Origin of the sequence: Pseudomonas putida (genome assembly GCF_001976065.1) — a bacterium.
Lineage (GTDB): Bacteria > Pseudomonadota > Gammaproteobacteria > Pseudomonadales > Pseudomonadaceae > Aquipseudomonas > Aquipseudomonas serbica.
Window position 1 is genome coordinate 335119 of the sequence record NZ_MNAH01000002.1, and the last position, 21574, is coordinate 356692.

Consider the following 21574-nt stretch of genomic DNA (forward strand, 5'->3'; position numbering starts at 1 on the left):
CTGAGGGTTCCCACGCAGAACGTGGGAACCCTCGATTCAGGGCCAAACCAGTTGGTGGCGATAGGGTAGGTCCGGGCCGGTCTTGCTGCACGTCAGTGCCGCTGCTTGTACCGCGAACTTCACCATAGCGTCGATCTGCGGGCGACTCAAATGTCGAACTCCCTCAATCGAATCCAGCCGCTGCTCGGTCAGCCAGCTGATCAGCGCAGCCTGGAAGGTATCGCCGGCGCCCACGGTGTCGGCGATGTCTACCGTACAGGCCGGCACCGACCACGAACCGTGGACCCGACTGAACACCGTCGCCCCTTCGCCACCACGGGTCAGGAACACCAGCTGACAGCGGTGTTGCAACCATCCCTCAATCACTTGCGCCGGGTCCTGCTCGGGGTACAGAAGGCGCAAATCCTCATCGCTAACCTTGATCAGGTCGGCATGTCCGACCAGGTTGGCCACCCGAGAACGCCACAGCTCGATGTTCGGCTCGGGGTTCAGCCGCACGTTCGGATCAAGGCTGATCAGGCGCTTGCCGCTTTCCCGGCGCACCAGTTCCAGCAACGTGTCGGCAATCGGTTGCACCACCAGCGAAAACGAACCAATGTGCAGGCCGCGCACCTCAGGCCCTAAGGGCGGCAAGTGCTCGGGTTTGAGTTGTCTATCCGCGCAGCCTTCGCCGCGGAAACTGTAGTGCGGCGAGCCATTGGCCCCCAGCGCGACCATCGCCAGGGTGGTCGGTGCGGCAAAATCCACCAGATAGTCTATGCATACCCCTTCGTCCTCCAGTACCTGGAGCAAGCGGCGGCCGAGGTAGTCGGTGGACAACCCGGCAAACAACGCGGCCTCCACGCCCAATCGGCGCAAACCCACTGCCACGTTGAATGGCGAACCGCCGGCAATTGCCTTGAAATTCACTTTTGAAGCCAGGCCGCTGACGTCGCTTTCACTGAAGAAATCGAACAGCGCTTCGCCACATACCAAATACATAGTTGATCGCTCTTTAAAGGGTTGCGACATGCCGTTGATAGCGTTCATAGGCTAACCGCGTGGCCGCCACGTTTTCTGCGATCGGCCAGGTTTCACTGGCCGAATCGAGCTTCACACAGCGTTCGCACAGATCCGCCAGGCTGTCCTCATGCCCATTTGCCCAGGACTTGCACCACGCCGCCTGAATCGCCGCGCCAAGGGCTGCGGCTTCACTCTGCTCGGGGCAGACGACTTTCATGTTCATGGTGTCGGCGACGATCTGCCGCCACGCCGCACTTTTCGACCCGCCACCGATCAGGCAAATGCGCAGGCTTTGTAAGCCATTGTGGTGCAGCAGGTCCAGCCCGTAGCGCAATCCGAAGGTCGTGCCCTCGACAACGGCGCGACACAGGTTGGCCCGGGTCAGGTTGTCCATGGTCAGTCCCAGCAGGCTTGCAGTGGCGTGGGGCAGGGCGGGCACACGTTCGCCGTTGAGGAACGGCAGCATGCTCACGCCTTCGGCACCGATGGGAGCCTGGGCAACGAGGGCGTTGAAATCGTCGATATCCAGTGCGAGCAGCTCGCGGATAACCGCTGTTGCATTGGTCAGGTTCATGGTGCAGATCAACGGCAGCCAACCGCCGCTGGAGGAACAAAACGTAGCGACAGCTGCATCCGCGCTGACCTTCGGTTGCTCGGCGAAAGCGTACACCGTGCCGGACGAGCCGAGGCTCATGGTGATCGCCCCAGGCTTGATGTTGCCGGTGCCGATGGCGCCCATCATGTTGTCGCCACCGCCGCTGGACACCAGTGCCTGCGGGTTGATGCCCAGGTGTTCGGCGATGCCCGGCAGCAGAGTGCCGACCGCTTGATGGGCATCGATCAGTTCCGGCAACGCCGCTTGCAGACGCCCGGTAGGGTCGATGTCACACAGCAACTGCACATCCCACCGACGGGTGCGCACATTGAAATAGCCGGTGCCCGAGGCGTCGCCATACTCGCTGCAATGGCGGCCGGTGAGCCAGAAATTAAGGTAGTCGTGGGGCAGCAGGATGTGCGCGATTCGGGCAAACAGATCGGGGTGCTGTTCTTTCGTCCAGAGCAGCTTTGAAACCGTGTAGCCCGGCGCAATCACCACGCCGAGGCGTTCCAGCGAACCTTTTTCTCCGCCCAGATGATTGAGCAGGCGATCGTTCTGCGCGGTGGTTTCGGTGTCGCACCAGAGCTTTGCCGGGCGCAGGACCTGGCCTTGATCGTCGAGCAGGACCAGGCCATGTTGCTGGGCCGAAACGCCAAGGCCGAGGATGTCCTGGCCGTCGATGTCCGCCGCCAGCAACGCACGACGGGTGGCGAGGGTGAGTGCACCCAGCCATTGCGCGGTGTCTTGTTCCCGGCGGCCGTTGGCGCCGCTGATGAGCTTGTGCGCGGCGGCACCCTGGCCCAGCACCTGGCCGCTGTGCGCATCGAGGACGATGGCCTTGGTGCCCTGGGTGCCGCAGTCGATGCCGAGGAATAATCGTTGGTTTGCCATGGCAGATCCTTGGATCGTCAGGTAGATATCAGTGATCCCGATCGCGAGCGGCTCGCTCCCACAGGCGATCTTGCGCGCACACAAATGACCCAAACCACAGGAGCCAATGTGGGAGCGAGCCTGCTCGCGATGACGGCAGTCAGTTCACCGCTGAACTCAAGCCAGGATCCGCTCCAAAGTCCGCGACACCCCATCCTCGCGCAAACTGTTGCAACACCACTCAAACGCCGCGACAAATTCCGCTGAGCGAGGAATCGTCGTGCCAAAAATCTCCTCAACCCGCAGCAACCGCTGGGTCAGCAACCCATCATCCGCCACCAGCGCCTGACAGAACGCCGCCCGCGGATCCGCAATGGCATAGGTATCGCCATTCTCATCCACACCCTTCAGATACAAGGCCCACGCCGCCACCACCAGCGCCGCTCGCCGGGTGTCCCGGCCATCGGCGAGCAAGCGGTTGATGGTCGGTACGGTGAATTTGGGAAACTTCGACGAACCGTCCGAGCACACGCGCTCCAGTTGGTCGGCAATCGCCTGGTTGGAAAAGCGCGCCACCAGGGTGTTTTTGTACTCGGTCAGGTCGATTCCGGGCACCGGCAAGAGCTGCGGTGTCACGTCCAGGTCCATGTAGGCGCGCATGTAGCGCACAAACAGCGGGTCGTTCATGGTTTCGTGGACGAAGCGGTAACCCTTGAGAACACCGAGATAAGTCAGGGCCAGGTGACTGCCATTGAGCAGTTTGATCTTCATCTCTTCATAAGGCGTGACGTCGTCGGTGAACTGCACGCCGACCTTTTCCCAGGCCGGGCGGCCATTGACGAACTTGTCCTCCAGCACCCACTGCACGAACGGTTCGCACACCACTGGCCAGGCATCGTCCACGCCATGCCTGTCAGCCAGTTGCAGGCGATGTTCGGTGCTGGTCATTGGCGTGATGCGGTCGACCATGGCATTGGGGAAGCTCACATTGCGCTCGATCCAGTCCCGCAGGTCGGCATCGCGCAGGGCGGCGAACGCCAGCAGGGCCTTGCGGGTCACCGCGCCGTTGTGTGGCAGGTTATCGCAGGACATCAAGGTGAACGCCGGCGTGCCTGCCGCGCGGCGTTTGGCCAGGGCGGCGCAGAGGAAACCGAACACGGTTTTCGGTACGTTGGGGTTCGCCAGATCGTGCTGGACTTGCGGCAGGTGGGCCATGAACTCGCCGTTGCTGTCATCGATGCAGTAACCGCCCTCGGTGATGGTCAGCGAAACGATGCGGATCCCGGGGCTGGCGAGTTTGTCGATCAGCGCCTGGGCATCGTCTTCGGCCAGCAGCATGTCGCGGATGGCACCGATGACGCGCACTTGGGTGTCATCGCTGTCACCGAGCTCGAACAGGGTGAACAGGTAGTCCTGCGCTCGCAGATCATCCCGGGCGCGGCGATCTTCGCCGCGCAAGCCGACGCCACAAATGGCCCAGTCCAGGCCTTCGCCCTTGTTCATCAACGCATCGGTGTAATACGCCTGGTGGGCGCGGTGGAAACCGCCGACGCCAATGTGCGCGATGCCCTGGCGGGTGTCGCTCAGGGCGTAGGCGGGCACGGTAACCTCGGGTGCGAGGCGGTGCAGGCTGTGTTTATCGAGTTTCATCGCAGGCTCTCTGAATCAGGCAGCGACGCGCAACGGGCGGGCAAGTGCCACGCCGTCGGCATCGAATAAATGGCAGTGATTGGCGTCCAGGTGCAGGCTCAGGGTCTCGCCGTAGCGGCTGGCCAGGTCGCCGCGAACCCGCATCGTCAAGGCTTCGCCGGACGCGGTCCGCACATGGCAGAAAGTGTCGCTGCCCAGGCGTTCGCTGACGTCGGCGGTGACTTGCAGCGTGCAGTCGCCAGGTGTGGCCAGCTCCAGATGTTCCGGGCGAATACCCAGGGTGACGGCGCCGCCGACGCTCAGGTTGGCGCCGCTCAGCGGCAGGCTGATACGGGTGCCGGCGTCCAGCTGCACTTCGCAGCCCTGGCCGTCGATCCGGTTGACCTGGCCCTTGAGAAAGCCCATTTTCGGTGTGCCGAGAAAGCCTGCGACAAACAGGTTGGCCGGTTGGTGATAGAGGTCCAGCGGTGAACCGACCTGCTCGATTTTGCCGCCATTGAGCACGACGACCTTGTCGGCCATGGTCATCGCCTCGACCTGGTCATGGGTCACGTAGATCATCGTCGCTTGCAGCTCTTTGTGCAGGCGCAGTAATTCAAGACGCATCTGTACCCGCAGTGCGGCGTCGAGGTTGGACAGCGGTTCGTCGAACAGGAAGATCTTGGGATTGCGCACGATCGCCCGGCCAATCGCTACCCGCTGGCGCTGGCCGCCGGACAGCTGCTTGGGCTTGCGATCGAGCATGGGGCCGAGTTCAAGGATACGCGCCGCTTCGCCGACTTTTTTCTCGACCTCGGCTTTCGGCACCCCGGCCAGGTCGAGGGCAAACGACATGTTCTTGCGCACGCTCATGTGCGGGTACAGGGCGTAGGTCTGGAACACCATCGCCAGGTCGCGCTTGGCCGGACTGACTTCGGTGATGTCGCGGCCGTCGAGTTCGAGGGTGCCGCCGCTGACTTCCTCCAGCCCCGCGATCAGACGCAGCAGGGTGGATTTTCCGCATCCCGATGGGCCGACAAACACCACGAACTCCCTGTCGTTCACTTGCAGGTCGATGCCCTTGATGATGGAGAAGCCTTCGAAGCCTTTTTGCAGATTCTTGATTTTCAGGTTGGCCATGATCATGGGCCTCCGGTTAAATTTTCAGGTTGAATCCGTTTTTCTGTAGGGGCCGGCCAATCGCGTTATTTCACGGCGCCAAACGACAGGCCGCGCACCAGTTGTTTCTGGCTGATCCAGCCGAAGATCAGGATCGGCGCGCAGGCCAGGGTCGACACCGCCGACAACTTGGCCCAGAACAACCCCTCAGGGCTTGAGTACGAGGCGATCAATGCGGTCAGTGGCGCGGCGTTGGATGAGGTCAGGTTCAGTGACCAGAACGCCTCGTTCCAGCACAGGATCAGCGACAGCAGCACGGTCGAGGCCAGGCCGCCCTTGGCGATCGGCAGCAGCACCCGGACCATCTCCTGCCACAAGGTGGCGCCATCCAGGCGGGCGGCTTCGAGGATGTCCTTGGGAATGTCCTTGAAGTAGGTGTAAACCATCCAGACCACGATCGGCATGTTGATCAGGGTGTAGATGACGATCAGCGCGATCCGTGTATCGAGCAGGCCGAAGCTCTTGGCCAGCAGGTAGATCGGCATCAGCACCCCCACCGGCGGCAGCATCTTGGTGGAGAGCATCCACAGCAGCGTGCCCTTGGTGCGCTGGGTTTCGTAGAAAGCCATGGAGTAGGCTGCGGGCACCGCGATCAGCAGGCACAGGGCCGTGGCGCTGAAGGAAATCACCACCGAGTTCCAGGCGAAACTGAAGTAGTCGCTGCGCTCATTGATATGCAGGTAGTTCTCCAGCGTCGGGGCGAAGATGAACTGTGGTGGTGTGGCGAAGGCATCGATTTCGGTTTTGAAACTGGTCAGCACCATCCAGAAAATCGGGAAGAAGATCAGGATCGCGATGGCCCAGGCCAGGGTGCCCAGCAGCAGGCTTTGCAGGCGACGGGATTGTTGAAGGGTCATGGCGCGGGCCTCAGGCTTTGTCAGTCAGGTTTTTGCCGATCATGCGCACCAGCACGATGGCCGCGATGTTGGCGATCACTACCGCAATCAAGCCGCCCGCGGATGCCATGCCAACGTCGAACTGCACCAGCGCCTGGTTGTAGATCAGGTAGGCGAGGTTGGTCGAGGCGTAGCCGGGGCCGCCATTGGTGGTGGTGAAGATTTCGGCGAACACCGAGAGCAGGAAGATGGTTTCGATCATCACCACCACCGCAATCGGTCGCGCCAGGTGCGGCAGGGTCAGGTGCCAGAAGATCGCGATGGGCCCGGCGCCATCGAGGCGTGCGGCTTCCTTCTGCTCCTGGTCCAGGGACTGCATCGCCGTCATCAGGATCAGGATCGCGAAGGGCAACCATTGCCAGGAGACAATGATGATGATCGACAGCAGCGGGTAGTGCGCCAGCCAGTCCACTGGCTGCGCGCCAAACAGCTTCCAGACGAAGGCGAGAATCCCCGACACCGGATGGAAAATCAGGTTCTTCCAGATCAGTGCGCCGACCGTGGGCATGATGAAGAACGGCGAGATCAGCATGACCCTGACCATGCCGCGACCGAGAAACTCGCTGGCCTCCAGCAGCGCACTGATCAATACGCCAAATACCACACTGATCAGCAGCACACTGCCCACCAGCAACAGGGTGTTGGTGGCACCGGGCATGAAACCCGAATCGGTCAGGAAGTAGGTGAAGTTTTCCAGCCCGACGAATTCGTTTTCACCCGGATTGAGCAGGTTGTAGCGAATCAGCGAAAAGTACAGGGTCATGCCCAGCGGAACGATCATCCACAACAGCAGCAACGCTACCGAAGGGCTGACCAGGAACCAGCCAGGGTTGCTCAACCGGCTTTTGCGCTGCGGTTGGGGGATGTCCATGTGAGCTTTGGCAGTAGATGTATTCATGGTGATCACAACCGATTAATGACAGGCATATGAAGATCAACGGTGGGAGCTTGCTCGCGAAGAGGCCGGTACATCCGCTACATCTCCTGCGACTGAAACTCCGCTTTCGCGAGCAAGCCCGCTCCCACATTGAATACGGGGTTATTTGGGATACCCGGCGCGCTTCATCTCGCGTTCAGTGGTTTGCTGGGCCGCTGCCAGCGCCTGGTAAACCGTGGTCTGGCCGATCAGCGCCGCCGAGAAGGCTTTGCCGACCTGGGTGCCAATGCCCTGGAACTCCGGGATGGTCACCAACTGGATGCCGATGTAAGGCACCGGTTTGAGCGTCGGCTTGCTCGGGTCCGCCGCCTTGAGCGATTCCAGCGTGACCTTGGCAAACGGCGCGGCGTTCATGTAGGCCTCGCTGTAAGTGGAGGCCCGGGTGCCTGGCGGCACGTTGGCGATGCCGTCTTTTTCCGCGACCAGGGCGCTGTATTCCCTGGACGTGGCCCAGGCACTGAAGGTTTTCGCCGCCTCCTTGGCCTTGGAGCTGGTCGGGATCGCCAATGCCCAGGAGTACAACCAGGCCGAGCCTTTGTCGGTGACCTCATGGGGCGCATAGGTGAAACCGACGTGGTCGCTGACCTTGCTCTGGGTCTTGTCGGTGACGAACGAGCCGGCGACGCTGGCATCAACCCAGATCGCGCACTTGCCGCTGTTGAACAGCGCCAGGTTTTCGTTGAAGCCGTTGCTCGAGGCGCCCGGCGGGCCAGACTTCTTCATGGTCTCGACATAGAAGTTCAGCGCGTTTTTCCACTCCGGTCCGGTGAATTCAGGCTGCCACTGCTCATTGAACCAGCGGGCGCCATAGGCGTTGGCGACGGTGGTGAGCAACGCCATGTTTTCGCCCCAGCCTGCCTTGCCCCGCAGGCAGATGCCGTACTGTTCTTTATCCTTGTTGGTGAGTTTGTCGGCGAACTCGGCGATCTGGGTCCAGGTCGGGCGCTCGGGCATGGTCAGGCCGGCGACCTTGAACAGGTCGGTGCGGTAATAGGTGATCGAGCTTTCGGCATAGAACGGCAGGGCATACAGCGAGCCCTTCACCGACAAGCCTTCACGCACCGCCGGGAACACGTCGTCGAGTGCGTAAGTGGCGGGCAAGTCCTTCATCGGCTCCAGCCAACCCTTGGCACCCCACAGTGCGGCTTCGTACATGCCGATGGTCAGCACGTCGAACTGCCCGCCTTGCGTGGCGATGTCGGTGGTCAGGCGCTGACGCAGGACGTTTTCCTCGAGCACCACCCAATTGAGTTTGATCTGCGGATGCTCGGCCTCGAAGGTTTTCGAGAGTTTTTGCATGCGAATCATGTCGCTGTTATTGACGGTGGCGATGGTCAGGGTCTGGGCGCCAACACTGACGCTGCTGAGGGTCAGGCAGGTGAGGGCAAGCAGGGCTTTTACCGAAGATTGCATCGTGCACTCCTTTTCTGCGCCGGGTGGGCGACAGAAGGACAGTTATTGTTTTTGTGTCTTCCGAGGGCTGGAAGAATGTGCAGCGATTACAGCCTTGAATGGCGGGCGAGACAAATCATCCATCGCACTTGGATTGATACTATTTTGCACTCGGCCTTAGGGGTGTAGACGCAAGGAAGGGCTTTCAGCACTGGGATTCGTACAGGTCGTTGAGGTGAAATGCAGCACCTGAGGGAATCCCGGGTGTCAGCCCAGGTTCTGCTCGGTCAGCCGCTGCACCACCAACCGCCGGTAATGCGACGGAGTCATGCCCTTCAGCTGCTGAAAACGCCGGTTGAAGTTGGAAATATTGTTGAAGCCCGATTCGAAGCAGACCTCGGTCACCGGTTTGTCGCCGTCGGCCAGCAGCTCACAGGATTTGCTGATGCGCAGGCGATTGACGAACTCGATGAAGCAGCGCCCGGTGGCCTGCTTGAACACGCGGCTGAAGTAGGTCGGTTTCATGCCCAGGTGCCCGGCGACTTCCTCCAGCGGCAACTCGCGGGCGTAGTGGGCAAAGATGTAGTCCACCGCGCGGTTGGTGCGGTCGATGCTGTGCTCGTCGGCCTGTTGTGGCGTGGTCGCGCCGGACAGCAACTGGTAATCGTCGCAAGCCCCCAGCAACTCCAGCAGGATGAAAAAATGCCCAAGGCGGGTCACGCCCTGGGTGTCGGCGATGCGCTGCATCAGCTCCATCGCCTTGCCGATGGTGTGCTTGCAGCGAAACTCGATGCCGTACTGCGCGCGCTCGAGCAGCGGCGCCAGGGTCTTGAGCTCGGCAAACACCTGATAGCCGCTGTCGAACAATTCGTCCGTGAAGTTGACCAGCATGTCGCGCTTGGGCACCACTTCATCCTCCGCCACCTGGCTGATCCAGTTGTGGGGCAAGTTAGGGCCGGTCAGGAACAGGGTTTGCGGATGGAAGTTGCCAATATAGTCACCAATGAACACCTTGCCCGAACTGGCGACGATCAAGTGCAGCTCGTACTCCTTGTGAAAATGCCAGCGCACCAGGGGGCAGGGGAATCCGTGCTGGCGATAGATGATGGACAACCCGTCATGGTCGTCCATCAGTTCATAGGAAGGATCGGTAACGCGGGTAGCTCGGCTCATGTCGGGACGCTTTTATTGTTATCGCAGGTCGATCATGCCTCTTTCGCGAGCGAATATGCCAGTTGCTGCGCTTGTCGATTGTCTTGTCAGCTATCTGCCCCGTGGCGATGCTTGGCTTCGATCCATTGCGCCATGTATCGGGTACTTTTGTGTTGATGATGGCGCAGCATGCTGCCGGTAAAGTTGTCTCTCCTGATGGCAACCAGGTGTCGGCGGCACTCCTCGAGCCGAGCTATCAGTGCCGGACCATGGTCATGTGGCTGATAGCGGCTCGCCAGCAGGTCCAGCCCCCGGGCCTGGGCATCGAGCCACTGGGCCTTGTCCTGGTAAAGCTGCACGGCACAGTCGGCAAAGGACCTGGCTGTGCGGGTGATCGCCCCTGGCCATGGCTCGTCTGCGTGCATGGCTTCTGCACCGACGGGCGTGGTGACGTTCGGCGTGCCACAGAGCATGGCATCGACAATCTTGCCTTTGATGCCCGCGCCAAAGCGCAACGGTGCCATGCACACCCGTGCCGCCGACATCACTTGCAAGGCGTCCTCAGCCCAGTTCATTACATGAAAACCCTGCGCCGCGTTGTGCAGCGCGGTGGCCTTGGGCGGTGTGTAGGCGCCGTAGATGTGCAGTTGAGCCGCAGGTAGCTGCTGGCGAATCATTGGCCAGATAGTGGTTTTGAGCCAGAGCACTGCATCCCAGTTGGGGGCATGGCGAAAATTGCCGATGTGCAGAAAGTGCGCCCGGTCTTCGAACGGCACAGGCGCATGGGTGGGCAAGTCCACCATCAGCGAGCACCAATGCAGGAGGCTGCGCGGTAGCTTGAAGTGTTCGACCAGTAACTCGATCTCCACCTCGGAAATCATCAGGTTCAAGTCGCAACGATAGATCGCGGCGATTTCCCGCTGGGCCAGGTCGGTCTCGGCCATGAACTCGAACTCCTCGCGCAACGCTGGCGCGAACAGATCGTTGAAGTCATTGTTGTCGTCACTGGCCTTCAAGCGCTTCTTCAGTCGCTGATGCCGCGCGTCGCGCAGGCTCTGCAGGTCGGAGGTCTCGAGTACCCGCAGTGCATCGGGGCAGTGTTGTTCCACTCGCCAACCGAACTGTTCTTCCATCATGAAGCGATCGAACAGCACGATGTCCGGGGCCAATTCGCTGATGAACCGGTCGAAACTGCTGTTGTTCAGCTCGATCGGTACTTCACGGATGCCCATTGCCGTCAGGTCGGCTTTATGCTCGCCGCTGCGGGCCGGACTGCTGAAGGTGACGTGCCAGCCTTGCTGCAGGAAACTTTCGAGGATTTGCATCATATGCCCGCCGGCCGCCGAAGAGCGGGGCTCGGGCCAGACGTAACCAATGACCAGGACGTTGGTTGCGCGGGGCTGACTCATGAACGGGGATTCCTTGCAACGGGCACAAAGCTTGAGGAGATAAAGGGAGTCGGCAATAAAGTCCGGCCGTGGTCAGGCATTTTGGAGGATGTCTTTGACCTTGTCGCGCAACTGATCGATGGAGAACGGTTTGCCGATCACTTGCATCCCTTCGGGCACTTCGATGCTTTCGGCATACCCACTGGCGAACAGGATAGGCAGAGTGGGGCGCACGTTGCGCGCTTCTTTGGCCAGCTCGCGGCCGTCCATGACCGGCAGGCCGACATCGGTCATCATCAGGTCAATGTGCTGGTTCGAGTCCTTGATAATTTCCAGCGCCTGTTCGCTGCCATCGGCCTCAAGGACTTTGAACTCCAGCTCCTCCAACACGTCGACAATCAACATGCGCACGATGGCATCGTCTTCGACGACAAGGATAGTGGGAGCGTTGGCGTTCATGATGGCGGTCTCAGAAGGGTGGATGGGCTTTTCGGCCGATCGAAATCGCCGGCTCTCTTGCATGAGTAAGTGTCGCGTCCCGACAAGTTCCCGATACGCTATAAAAAGAATGCGGCACGGGTGAGTGCGAAGGATAACCGCTGCGTTGGCGCGACTGCAGATGAATGTGCACTTTGCGGCAAAAGTCGGAAGAAAATTCGATCATTACGTCAGTTTTGGGGCAAACTCCTTGGTTTTCATCCGTTCAACAAGGCTTAACTATGACCTCTGAGTCTTCGGTTGACGAGCAGCGATTTCGTAAGCTCCTGAGCCGCAACATCAGCCTGCCGCTTGGCGTCGGCGCCATCAGTGCGGTTTTCTTCGTGTCGCTGATCACTTATCTGCTGTCGACGATCCAGTGGGTCGAGCACACCGACCGAGTGATCAATAACGCCAATGAGGCGGTCAAGCTGACGGTCGACCTGGAAACCGGCATGCGCGGTTTCCTGCTCACCAGCGATGAAAAGTTTCTCGAACCCTATGAAACGGCCAAGCCGCGCATCGAGGTCGTGCTCAGGACCTTGCTTGAGCTGACTGCCGACAACCCGGTCCAGACTGACCGCTTGCACAGGCTGGAGTCCTTGCAGCGGGAGTGGGGCAGTTACGCGCAATCCATGATCGAACTGCAGCGCGTCAACGGTGACTACCGCGGGGCGGTCAAGGCCGGCAAAGGCAAGCGCCTGACCGATGAGATCCGCAAGCAGTACGAAGACGTGATCGACATGGAGCAACAGCTGCGCGCTACGCGCAACGAGGAAGTGCGCCGCACCACGATCTGGAGTATCACGCTTTATCTGCTGTTCATTGCCGGGATCAGCGCATTGCTGGCGTACATCGGTCGCCGCGACTTGCTCAACCTGTCGCAAAGCTATGCAGCGACCCTGGCGGCGCAACAGGCCAGTGCCCTGCGGCTGGAACAACAGGCCTGGCTGCGCAACGGTCAGACCCAGCTGGCCGAGCAAGTGCTGGGCCAGCTGTCGCTGAACTTGCTGGGGCGAAACATCCTGCAATTCTGCGCGCAGTACCTGGGCAGTGCCGTGGCGGCCATTTATGTGCGCGAAGAACACGGTGGCCTGCGCCGCGTGGCGTCCTATGGCTTGTCCCGGGAACAGCAGGCGCGAGAGCAGCAGATCTACAGCGACGAAGGGATTGTCGGCCAGGTGGCGCAACAGGGCCGGCTGATTCGCCTGGACGCTGTGCCAAGCGACTATTTCAAGGTCAGTTCCGGCCTTGGCGAAGGATTGCCGCACAGCGTGCTGGTGGTGCCGACCAGCGACGACGACCGCATCAACGGCGTCATCGAACTGGGCTTCCTGCGCCCGCTGACCGACCGTGACATCGACCTGCTGGAGCTCATCGCCGGCAATATCGGTACTTCCATCGAGGCCGCGCGTTATCGCCAGCGCCTGCAGGAGGTATTGGCCGAGACCCAGCAACTCAACGAAGAGCTGCAGGTCCAGCAGGAAGAGCTCAAGACCGCCAACGAAGAACTGGAAGAGCAGTCGCGGATTCTCAAGGAATCCCAGGCGCATCTGGAGACCCAGCAGGTCGAGCTGGAACAGACCAACGAACAACTTGCCGAACAGGCGCAGGTGCTGGCCGAACAACGTGACGCCATGGACCTGAAGAATACCGAGCTCAATCAAGCCCAGGCCCAGCTCGAAGAGCGCGCCGTAGAACTGCAGCGTTCGAGCAAGTACAAGTCCGAATTCCTCGCCAACATGTCCCACGAACTGCGCACGCCGTTGAACAGTTCGCTGATCCTGGCCAAGCTGTTGGCGGAAAACCAGCAGGAAAACCTGAGTGCCGAGCAGGTCAAGTTCGCCGAATCGATCTACTCGGCCGGCAATGATTTGCTCAATCTGATCAACGACATTCTCGACATTTCCAAGGTCGAAGCCGGCAAACTCGAAATACGTCCGGAAAACACCAGCGTTGCGCGCCTGGTGGACGGCTTGCGGGGGATGTTCCAGCCCCTGGCGGCGGACAAGCAACTGGATTTTCAGGTCGAGTTGCAGGACGGTGCGCCATCGATGATGTATACCGACCGCCAGCGCGTGGAGCAGATCATCAAGAATCTGCTCTCCAACGCCGTGAAGTTCACCGAGCAAGGCCGTGTCAGCCTGACCGTGACTTCGGCGCCGGATCACGGCATTGCCTTTATCGTCAGCGATTCGGGGATCGGCATTGCCGAGGATCAACAGGAAAGCATTTTCGAAGCCTTTCGCCAGGCCGATGGCACCACCAATCGTCGTTACGGCGGGACGGGCCTGGGCCTGTCGATTTCCCGCGACCTGGCCGCGCTGCTCGGCGGCTCGATCAACGTCGCCAGCACGCCGGGGCAGGGCAGTGCGTTCAGCCTTATCCTGCCGCTGCAATACGCCGAGCCAGGCATGGATCCCGTCGAGCCGTTGCGCGGCTTACCGGCCCTTGTACCCAACCGGATTGCGCCTGTCGTGACAGCGCCTGAGTTGGTCCAGGAGATCGCGCGTTTCGCCGATGACCGTCTCAAGGCACCCTTCGATGCGCGCTGTATCCTGGTGGTGGAGGACGAGCCGAACTTTGCGCACATCCTCTATGACCTCGCCCATGAACTGGGTTACCAGTGCCTGGTGGCCCACGGCGCCGACGAAGGCTACGACCTGGCCAGGCAATTCGTGCCGGACGCCATCCTGCTGGACATGCGCCTGCCGGATCACTCCGGGCTGACCGTGCTGCAACGCCTGAAGGAACATGCCGAAACCCGGCATATTCCGGTGCATGTGATTTCGGTTGAAGACCGGGTCGAAGCGGCGATGCACATGGGGGCCATCGGTTATGCGGTCAAGCCGACCACCCGCGAAGAACTCAAGGAAGTGTTCGCGCGCCTGGAAGCCAAGCTGACCCAGAAGGTCAAGCGCGTGTTGCTGGTCGAAGACGATGATCTGCAACGCGACAGTATTTCCTTGCTGATCGGCGATGAAGACATCGAAATCACCGCCGTCGGCCTGGCGCAGGATGCCCTGGCCCTGCTGCGCACCACCGTGTTCGATTGCATGATCATCGACCTCAAGCTGCCGGACATGCTCGGCAATGACCTGCTCAAGCGCATGTCCACCGAGGACATCTGCTCGTTCCCGCCGGTCATTGTCTATACCGGGCGCAACCTGACCCGGGACGAAGAGGCGGAACTGCGCAAGTATTCGCGCTCGATCATCATCAAGGGCGCGCGTTCACCCGAGCGCCTGCTGGACGAGGTGACACTTTTTCTGCACAAAGTCGAATCGCGGTTGTCCCATGACCGGCAGAAGATGCTCAAGACCGCCCGCAGCCGTGACAAGGTGTTCGAGGGGCGCAAGGTATTGCTGGTGGACGACGATGTACGCAACATCTTTGCCCTCACCAGCGCACTGGAGCAAAAGGGCGCCGTCGTGGTCATCGGCCGCAATGGTCGTGAAGCGATCGAGCGATTGAATGAATTTGAAGACATCGATCTGGTGTTGATGGACGTGATGATGCCGGAGATGGATGGCTTTGAGGCCACTACCTTGATCCGCAAGGAGCCGCGCTGGCGCAAGCTGCCGATCATCGCGGTGACGGCCAAGGCCATGAAGGACGATCAGGAACGCTGCCTGCAGGCCGGCGCCAACGATTACCTGGCCAAGCCCATCGACCTGGACCGCCTGTTCTCGCTGATTCGCGTGTGGTTACCGAAGATGGAACGCATTTAAGTGGAGCGCAATTTTTCAGGGGAGCTAAGCAGCGAAATCGAATTGCGCTTGTTGATCGAGGCGATCTACCTCAAGTACAGCTACGATTTTCGCGATTACTCCGGCGCATCGATCAAGCGTCGGGTGGCGCACGCTTTGAGCCAGTTCGAGTGCAACACCATCTCGGCGTTGCAGGAAAAGGTCCTGCACGACCCGACGGCGTTCATGCAACTGCTGCAATTGCTGACGATCCCGGTCAGTGAAATGTTTCGCGACCCTTCGCATTTCCTGGCGATCCGCCGGGAGGTGGTGCCGCTGCTCAAGACCTACCCGTCGATCAAGATCTGGATCGCCGGGTGCAGCACCGGTGAAGAAGTCTATTCGATGGCCATCCTGCTGCGCGAAGAGGGCTTGCTCGAGCGCACCATCATCTACGCCACCGACATCAATCCACGCTCGCTGGAAAAGGCCAAGCAGGGGATTTTCTCCATGGAGAATGTCCGCGCCTACACTTCCAACTACCAGCAGGCGGGGGGCAAGTGCTCCTTCGCCGACTACTACACTGCGGCGTATGGCTACGCGATATTCGATAAGTCGTTGTGCGAAAACGTCACCTTCGCCGACCACAGCCTGGCAACGGACAGTGTATTTTCAGAAACTCAGTTAATTTCATGTCGTAATGTATTGATTTACTTCAATAAAAAACTGCAGGATCGCGCTTTCGGGTTGTTTCATGAGTCGCTATGCCACCGTGGCTTCATGGCGCTGGGCAGCAAAGAAACCCCGGATTTTTCGGCCTTCGGCAACCAGTTCGAGCCGCTGGTCAAACAAGAACGGATTTATCGCAAAACATGAACAGCGAAACGGGTGTCGCTACCATAGAAGCCATTGTGATCGGTGCCTCGGCCGGCGGGGTAGAGGCGCTGTTCAACATCCTCGGTCCGCTGCGCGAGGGTTTCGTGCTGCCGATCATCGTGGTCCTGCACCTGCCGGACGAGCGCCGCAGCCAGCTGGCGGAAGTCTTCGCCCGGCGCGTGGCGCTGCCGGTCCTCGAAGCGCTGGACAAGACCCCGGTCGAACCCGGAACCCTGTATTTCGCCGCTCCCGGGTATCACTTGTCGGTCGAACAGGACCGCAGTTTTTCCCTGAGCCAGGAAGACCGTGTACACCATTCGCGGCCAGCCATCGACTACCTGTTCGAATCGGCTGCCGATGCCTACGGCCCGACCCTGGCCGCCGTGTTGCTGACCGGCGCCAATCAGGATGGCGCGCGGGGTTTGTCCCAGGTCAAGCAGCGTGGCGGGCTGACCATCGTCCAGGACCCGGACGACGCCCAGGTCGCGACCATGCCCCAGGCGGCGCTGGATACGCTGCAACCCGATCACATACTCCCCATACACGGCATCGGCCGTTTGCTTGTCGAGCTGGAAAGAATCGCATGCTAAGAAATATTCAGGCCAAATTGCTGATCGTCGATGATCTGCCGGAGAATCTGCTGGCACTTGAAGCGCTGATCTCCCGTGACGACCGTCTGGTCTACAAGGCACTGTCTGCCGATGAAGCCTTGTCGCTGCTGTTGCAACACGAGTTCGCCATGGCCATCCTCGATGTGCAGATGCCAGGCATGAATGGCTTCGAGCTGGCCGAGTTGATGCGCGGTACGGAAAAGACCAAGAACATTCCGATCGTGTTCGTCAGCGCTGCCGGTCGTGAGCTGAACTATGCATTCAAGGGCTATGAAAGCGGCGCCGTGGATTTCCTCCACAAGCCCCTGGATATCCAGGCGGTCAAGAGCAAGGTCAATGTCTTTGTCGACCTCTACCGCCAGAGCAAGGCCATGAAGCAACAGGTCGAAGCGCTGGAGCAGAGCCGCCGCGAGCAGGAAGCGCTGCTCAAGCAGTTGCAGAGTACCCAGCGGGAACTGGAGCAGGCGGTGCGCATGCGCGATGATTTCATGTCAATCGTTGCCCATGAAGTTCGCACGCCGCTCAATGGCCTGATTCTCGAGACCCAGTTGCGCAAGATGCACCTGGCCCGGGACAACGCCGCGGCGTTTACCCTGGACAAGATGCACGCCATGGTCGATCGCGACGAACGGCAGATCAAGAGCCTGATCCGCCTGATCGAAGACATGCTCGATGTCTCGCGCATTCGCACCGGCAAATTGTCGATTCGCCCCACACACTTTGATCTGGCAGCGCTGGTTCGCGGTTTGCTGCAGAATTTTGCCCCGCAGATCGAGGCCGCAGAAGCGTCGGTCAGCCTGGAGGCCGAGCAACCGGTGCTGGGCGATTGGGATGAATTTCGCATTGAACAGGTCATTTCCAACCTGCTGACCAACGCCTTGCGTTATGGCGCCAAGAGTCCGATCACCGTGAAGGTGTACAGTGAGAACCGTGAGGCCCGGGTGGAAGTCCGTGATCACGGAATAGGCATCAGTGAAGAGAACCAGCAAAGGATTTTCCAGCAATTCGAGCGCGTCTCGGCCAACCATGTCGTTGCCGGACTGGGACTGGGGTTATTTATTTCCGAACAGATAGTCACCGCCCATGGCGGTACCATCACCGTCGAAAGCCGGATTGGCGAAGGCGCCCTGTTTCGCGTTTGTCTGCCGCTGTAGGAAAACAGCCAGATAAACGCAACCTCTGATCGACCCCACGGTCGTATCAGCAGCTATTGACCGAACAAAGGCTTCCCATGAGTGAAGATGCACAAGATGTAGTCCTCGTCGTCGAGGACGATCCCTCTATCCTGATGGTGCTCTCGGCCTACCTGTCGGGGGAGGGCTATCGGGTCCTGCAGGCCGAGAACGGCGAGCAGGCCTTCGAGATCCTCGCCAGCAAGCCGCACCTGGACATGATGATCACCGATTTCCGCCTGCCGGGCGGAATCTCCGGCGTGCAGATCGCCGAGCCCGCGGTGAAGCTGCGACCTGAACTCAAGGTGATTTTTATCAGCGGCTACCCGCAGGAAATCCGAGAGACGGATAGCCCTATTACCCGTACGGCGCCGATTCTGGCCAAGCCATTCGATCTGGATGTGTTACAGGAAATGATGCAGGACATGCTCTCCTGACCACCCTGCAGGAGCTGCCTAAGGCTGCGAAAAAGCAAGATCAAAAGATCGCAGCCCTCGGCCAGCGCCTTCACAAACGTGGTGGTGGAAAGCGGGTTCAGGCGCGAATCATCTCCTGCACCTTGGCCGTCAACAGGTCGAAGGTGAAGGGCTTGGTGATCATCTGCATGCCCGGATCGAGAAAGCCGCCGCGCACCGCCGCGTGCTCGGCATAGCCGGTGATGAACAGCACCCTCAGGTCTGGCCGCAGCTGCCGGCCGATTTCTGCCAGTTGCCGACCGTTCATCCCGGGAAGACCGACGTCGCTGATCAGCAGGTCGATGCGCTGGGTCGAGTCGAGGATCGGCATCGCCGTGTCGGCATCACAAGCCTCGACAAAGGCATAGCCCAGATCACCCAGTACGTTGCTGACCAACAGCCGTACCGCCGGATCGTCCTCGACGATCAACACGGTCTCGCCGTTTTGCGCGTAGGGGGCATGTTCGACGTCGATTGGATTGTCCTGGGGCAGGTCACCGCCAAAACGCGGCAGATACAGGTTCACCGTGGTGCCTTCGCCGACGTCGCTCTGAATGGCGACATGGCCGCCCGACTGTTTGCTGAAGCCGTAGATCATCGATAAGCCCAGGCCAGTGCCCTGGCCGATGGGTTTAGTGGTAAAGAACGGGTCAAAGGCTCGGTTGATTGTGCTCTGCTGCATGCCGCAACCATTGTCGGTGACGCTCAATACCACGTAGTCGCCGGGCTTGAGGTTGCCGTGGGGTTTGGTGAACTCGGCGTCCAGGTACCGGTTGGAGGTCTGCACCAACAGTTTTCCGCCATCGGGCATGGCGTCGCGGGCATTGATCACCAGGTTGAGCAGGGCGCTCTCCAGTTGATTGGGGTCGGCTTCGGCGACCCACAGCTGCTCATCCAACTGCATGTCCAAGTGAATGCTTTCGTTGATGCTGCGCTGCAAGAGTTCGCCCATGGACACCACCAGGGTATTCATCTGCACGGGCTTGGAGTCGAGCGACTGGCGCCGGGAAAACGCCAGCAGCCGGTGGGTCAAGCTTGCCGCACGATTGGCCGAGGTCACGCCAAGGTCGATCAGGCTGTCCAGATCCTCTGTACGCCCCCGGGCGAGGCGTCGGCGCAACAATTCCAGGCTGCCGATGATGCCGGTCAGCATGTTGTTGAAGTCGTGGGCGATGCCGCCGGTAAGTTGGCCGACCGCTTCCATTTTTTGCGACTGGCGCAGGACTTCCTCGTTGTGGCGCAGTTGTGCGGTGCGCTCTTCAACCTGCTGCTCCAAAGTCTCGAGGGTGTTTTGCAGGCGCAGTTCACTTTGGCTCAAATCCACCAGCCGGTCCCTGGCTTCATACTGTCGTCGGCGACCGCGCAGGGCGGCGCCGACCAGGCTGATCAAGGTTTCCGGGTGGAAGGGGCGTTCGAGGAACGTGACATTGCCCAAGAGGGGGCCAAAGCGTGACGCCGGATTCTGTTCCGGGCCACCATGGTGGGTCAGCAAGACGATCGGCAGATCGGACCATGCCGGCTGTTGTTCGATCAGCCCGAGCAGCGGTTCCAGATCGCTGCGCAGCAAGGCTTCCGAAGACATGAGCAACAAGCCGGCGCCTTTCTCCAGCTCCTGGCAAAGTCCCGGCAGGTCGGCACTGACGACACCGCCGAACCCCGCTTCATTGAGCAGCATCAAGGCTATCTGGCTGTCACGTCCCAGGGGCGCAAGAATGATCGCACGCTCGGACGTCGCTTCATTGACAATCACGGGCTTTCATCCCCGAGCAGGGGATTGCTCGCGCCCAGGTAGGTCGGGACACCGCGCAACACACCCTGGAAGGTTTCGAGCGGCTCGCCGATGGTCATGCCGGTGGCGCTGATCTTGTATTCACGGATGGTCGATTCATGGCTACCGGTGCGTTTCTTGATGATTGAAATGGCCCGCCGTACCTTGCCCAGGGCTTCAAAATAGCGCAATAGAATGACCGTGTCGGCCAGGTAGGTGATGTCCACCGGAGCCTGCATGTCACCGACCAGTCCGTGCTGGGCAACCGTCATGAAGGTTGCCGCCCCTTTGCGATTGAGGTACAGCAGCAGCTCGTGCATGTGCAGCACCAGGGCGTTTTCTTCCGGCATTGCCGCTTGATAGCCGTTGATACTGTCGATTACCACGGTCTTGATGTCGCTTTCGTCGACGCAGCGCCGAACCCGATGGGAAAATTCTCCGGGGGAGAGCTCGGCGGCATCCACTTGCTCGATCAGCAAATTGCCGCTGTCCTGCAAGACTTTCAAGTCGATGCCGATGTTCTTCATGCGTGCGAACAGCAGGCCAAGCTCTTCATCGAAGATGAACAGGGCCGCTTTCTCGCCTCGGGACACGGCTGCGGCGGCGAAAATCATCGAGATCAGCGACTTGCCCGTGCCGGCCGGGCCGAGGATGAGGGTGCTCGAGCCTGTCTCGATACCACCGCCGAGCAGCGCATCCATTTCACGAATGCCGCTGGTCAGTTGTTGCCTGAGGTAATCCCCACGATGCTCGGCGGCTACCAGGCGGGGGAACACGTGTACGCCGTCGCCCATGATGGTGAAATCATGATAACCGCCGCGGTATTTCTGCCCACGGTATTTCACCACGCGAACACGTCGGCGCTCGGCGCCATAGTTGGGCGTCAGTTCCTCAAGGCGAATCACCCCGTGCGCCACGCTGTGCACGGTCTTGTCCAGGGATTCGGTGGTCAGGTCATCGAGCAGCAGCACCGTGGCCTCGTAGCGTACGAAGTAGTGCTTGATGGCGAGGATCTGCCGCCGGTAACGCAGCGAGCTTTGCGCCAGCAGACGAATCTCGGAGAGGCTGTCGAGCACCACGCGGGTAGGCCGGACGCGCTCGACCACTTCAAAAATCTGTTTGGTGGCCTCCCCCAGTTCCAGGTCCGAGGAATACAGCAGCGATTGCTGGTGCTCGGCAGTCAGGAGGCTTTCGGGGGGCGTCAGTTCGAATATATGGACGTTATCGTCCAGCTCCCAACCATGGGAGCGCGCACCCTGACGCAATTCGCGTTCGGTTTCGGACAGGGTGATGTACAACGAGCGCTCACCGGCTAGGGCACCGGCCAACAAAAAGTGCAAGGCGACCGTGGTTTTGCCGGTACCGGGTTCACCCTCAAGCAAAAACACATGGCCGCGGGACAGGCCGCCATCGAGGATGTCATCAAGACCATCGATCCCTGTGGCGGCTTTTACGCTGATCAACTCGTTGGATGTAGACAAAA

General features: G+C 60.2%; 16 protein-coding genes and 2 pseudogenes. 6 read left to right on the top strand and 12 right to left on the bottom strand.

Annotated features, from left to right (window positions below; all coding sequences use genetic code 11):
* Positions 1-36: 36 nt before the first annotated feature.
* The 10 genes from BKX96_RS08175 to BKX96_RS08220 all read right to left on the bottom strand — a co-directional run bounded on the left by BKX96_RS08175 (position 37) and on the right by BKX96_RS08220 (position 11502).
* Positions 37-981, bottom strand: coding sequence for a carbohydrate kinase family protein (locus BKX96_RS08175; RefSeq protein WP_077183325.1), 945 nt, complete (start codon positions 979-981; stop codon positions 37-39).
* Between the two features lie 13 nt (positions 982-994).
* A complete protein-coding gene (gene xylB, locus BKX96_RS08180) occupies positions 995-2491 on the bottom strand; it encodes a xylulokinase (protein ID WP_077183326.1) in 1497 nt (498 codons plus the stop codon).
* A gap of 156 nt (positions 2492-2647) precedes the next feature.
* Positions 2648-4120: a mannitol dehydrogenase family protein gene (locus BKX96_RS08185; protein ID WP_077183327.1), complete on the bottom strand. Its 1473-nt coding sequence runs from the start codon at positions 4118-4120 to the stop codon at positions 2648-2650.
* Positions 4121-4135: 15 nt separating this feature from the next.
* Complete coding sequence (locus tag BKX96_RS08190; protein WP_077183874.1) at positions 4136-5239, bottom strand: ABC transporter ATP-binding protein; 1104 nt, start codon at positions 5237-5239, stop codon at positions 4136-4138.
* A gap of 65 nt (positions 5240-5304) precedes the next feature.
* Positions 5305-6135 (bottom strand): carbohydrate ABC transporter permease, encoded by an 831-nt coding sequence (locus BKX96_RS08195; RefSeq protein WP_077183328.1) that lies wholly within the window; start codon positions 6133-6135, stop codon positions 5305-5307.
* Between the two features lie 10 nt (positions 6136-6145).
* Entirely contained in the window at positions 6146-7045 is a 900-nt protein-coding gene (locus BKX96_RS08200) for a carbohydrate ABC transporter permease (protein ID WP_235431896.1), read from the bottom strand.
* Positions 7046-7213: 168 nt separating this feature from the next.
* Positions 7214-8524 carry an ABC transporter substrate-binding protein gene (locus BKX96_RS08205; RefSeq protein WP_077183329.1) on the bottom strand — a complete coding sequence of 437 codons (1311 nt, stop codon included), beginning with the start codon at positions 8522-8524 and terminating at the stop codon, positions 7214-7216.
* A gap of 246 nt (positions 8525-8770) precedes the next feature.
* A complete protein-coding gene (locus BKX96_RS08210) occupies positions 8771-9676 on the bottom strand; it encodes an AraC family transcriptional regulator (protein ID WP_046819986.1) in 906 nt (301 codons plus the stop codon).
* An 86-nt stretch (positions 9677-9762) separates the two neighbouring features.
* Positions 9763-11064 (bottom strand): glycosyltransferase, encoded by a 1302-nt coding sequence (locus tag BKX96_RS08215; RefSeq protein WP_077183330.1) that lies wholly within the window; start codon positions 11062-11064, stop codon positions 9763-9765.
* Between the two features lie 72 nt (positions 11065-11136).
* On the bottom strand, positions 11137-11502 hold the full coding sequence (locus BKX96_RS08220) for a response regulator (protein WP_077183331.1): 366 nt from the start codon (positions 11500-11502) through the stop codon (positions 11137-11139).
* Positions 11503-11762: 260 nt separating this feature from the next.
* Here BKX96_RS08220 and BKX96_RS33490 point away from each other — a divergent pair.
* The 6 genes and pseudogenes from BKX96_RS33490 to BKX96_RS08245 all read left to right on the top strand — a co-directional run.
* Positions 11763-13959: pseudogene (locus BKX96_RS33490) on the top strand (CHASE3 domain-containing protein); the annotation flags it as partial.
* Positions 13960-14024: 65 nt separating this feature from the next.
* A pseudogene (locus BKX96_RS33495) lies at positions 14025-15251 on the top strand (response regulator); the annotation flags it as partial.
* Complete coding sequence (locus tag BKX96_RS08230) at positions 15252-16085, top strand: CheR family methyltransferase (protein ID WP_046819982.1); 834 nt, start codon at positions 15252-15254, stop codon at positions 16083-16085.
* Positions 16082-16675 carry a chemotaxis protein CheB gene (locus tag BKX96_RS08235; protein WP_046819981.1) on the top strand — a complete coding sequence of 198 codons (594 nt, stop codon included), beginning with the start codon at positions 16082-16084 and terminating at the stop codon, positions 16673-16675. The genes BKX96_RS08230 and BKX96_RS08235 overlap by 4 nt, the downstream gene beginning before the upstream one ends.
* On the top strand, positions 16669-17850 hold the full coding sequence (locus tag BKX96_RS08240; RefSeq protein WP_077183333.1) for a hybrid sensor histidine kinase/response regulator: 1182 nt from the start codon (positions 16669-16671) through the stop codon (positions 17848-17850). The genes BKX96_RS08235 and BKX96_RS08240 overlap by 7 nt, the downstream gene beginning before the upstream one ends.
* Before the next feature lie 77 nt (positions 17851-17927).
* The gene (locus BKX96_RS08245) at positions 17928-18305 is read left to right on the top strand and encodes a response regulator (RefSeq protein WP_046819979.1); all 378 of its coding nucleotides are present in this window, start codon (positions 17928-17930) and stop codon (positions 18303-18305) included.
* Positions 18306-18402: 97 nt separating this feature from the next.
* Here BKX96_RS08245 and BKX96_RS08250 read toward each other — a convergent pair whose 3' ends face one another.
* Entirely contained in the window at positions 18403-20073 is a 1671-nt protein-coding gene (locus BKX96_RS08250; RefSeq protein WP_077183334.1) for an ATP-binding protein, read from the bottom strand.
* Positions 20070-21572, bottom strand: a complete 1503-nt coding sequence (locus BKX96_RS08255) for an ATPase domain-containing protein (RefSeq protein ID WP_077183335.1) — start codon at positions 21570-21572, stop codon at positions 20070-20072. The genes BKX96_RS08250 and BKX96_RS08255 overlap by 4 nt, the downstream gene beginning before the upstream one ends.
* Positions 21573-21574: the final 2 nt, after the last annotated feature.

Coding starts and splice junctions, on each gene's coding strand:
- BKX96_RS08175 (WP_077183325.1), bottom strand. CDS start 981: ATGTATTTGGTATGTGGCGAAGCGCTGTTCGATTTCTTCAGTGAAAGC.
- xylB (WP_077183326.1), bottom strand. CDS start 2,491: ATGGCAAACCAACGATTATTCCTCGGCATCGACTGCGGCACCCAGGGC.
- BKX96_RS08185 (WP_077183327.1), bottom strand. CDS start 4,120: ATGAAACTCGATAAACACAGCCTGCACCGCCTCGCACCCGAGGTTACC.
- BKX96_RS08190 (WP_077183874.1), bottom strand. CDS start 5,239: ATGGCCAACCTGAAAATCAAGAATCTGCAAAAAGGCTTCGAAGGCTTC.
- BKX96_RS08195 (WP_077183328.1), bottom strand. CDS start 6,135: ATGACCCTTCAACAATCCCGTCGCCTGCAAAGCCTGCTGCTGGGCACC.
- BKX96_RS08200 (WP_235431896.1), bottom strand. CDS start 7,045: ATGGACATCCCCCAACCGCAGCGCAAAAGCCGGTTGAGCAACCCTGGC.
- BKX96_RS08205 (WP_077183329.1), bottom strand. CDS start 8,524: ATGCAATCTTCGGTAAAAGCCCTGCTTGCCCTCACCTGCCTGACCCTC.
- BKX96_RS08210 (WP_046819986.1), bottom strand. CDS start 9,676: ATGAGCCGAGCTACCCGCGTTACCGATCCTTCCTATGAACTGATGGAC.
- BKX96_RS08215 (WP_077183330.1), bottom strand. CDS start 11,064: ATGAGTCAGCCCCGCGCAACCAACGTCCTGGTCATTGGTTACGTCTGG.
- BKX96_RS08220 (WP_077183331.1), bottom strand. CDS start 11,502: ATGAACGCCAACGCTCCCACTATCCTTGTCGTCGAAGACGATGCCATC.
- BKX96_RS08235 (WP_046819981.1), top strand. CDS start 16,082: ATGAACAGCGAAACGGGTGTCGCTACCATAGAAGCCATTGTGATCGGT.
- BKX96_RS08240 (WP_077183333.1), top strand. CDS start 16,669: ATGCTAAGAAATATTCAGGCCAAATTGCTGATCGTCGATGATCTGCCG.
- BKX96_RS08245 (WP_046819979.1), top strand. CDS start 17,928: ATGAGTGAAGATGCACAAGATGTAGTCCTCGTCGTCGAGGACGATCCC.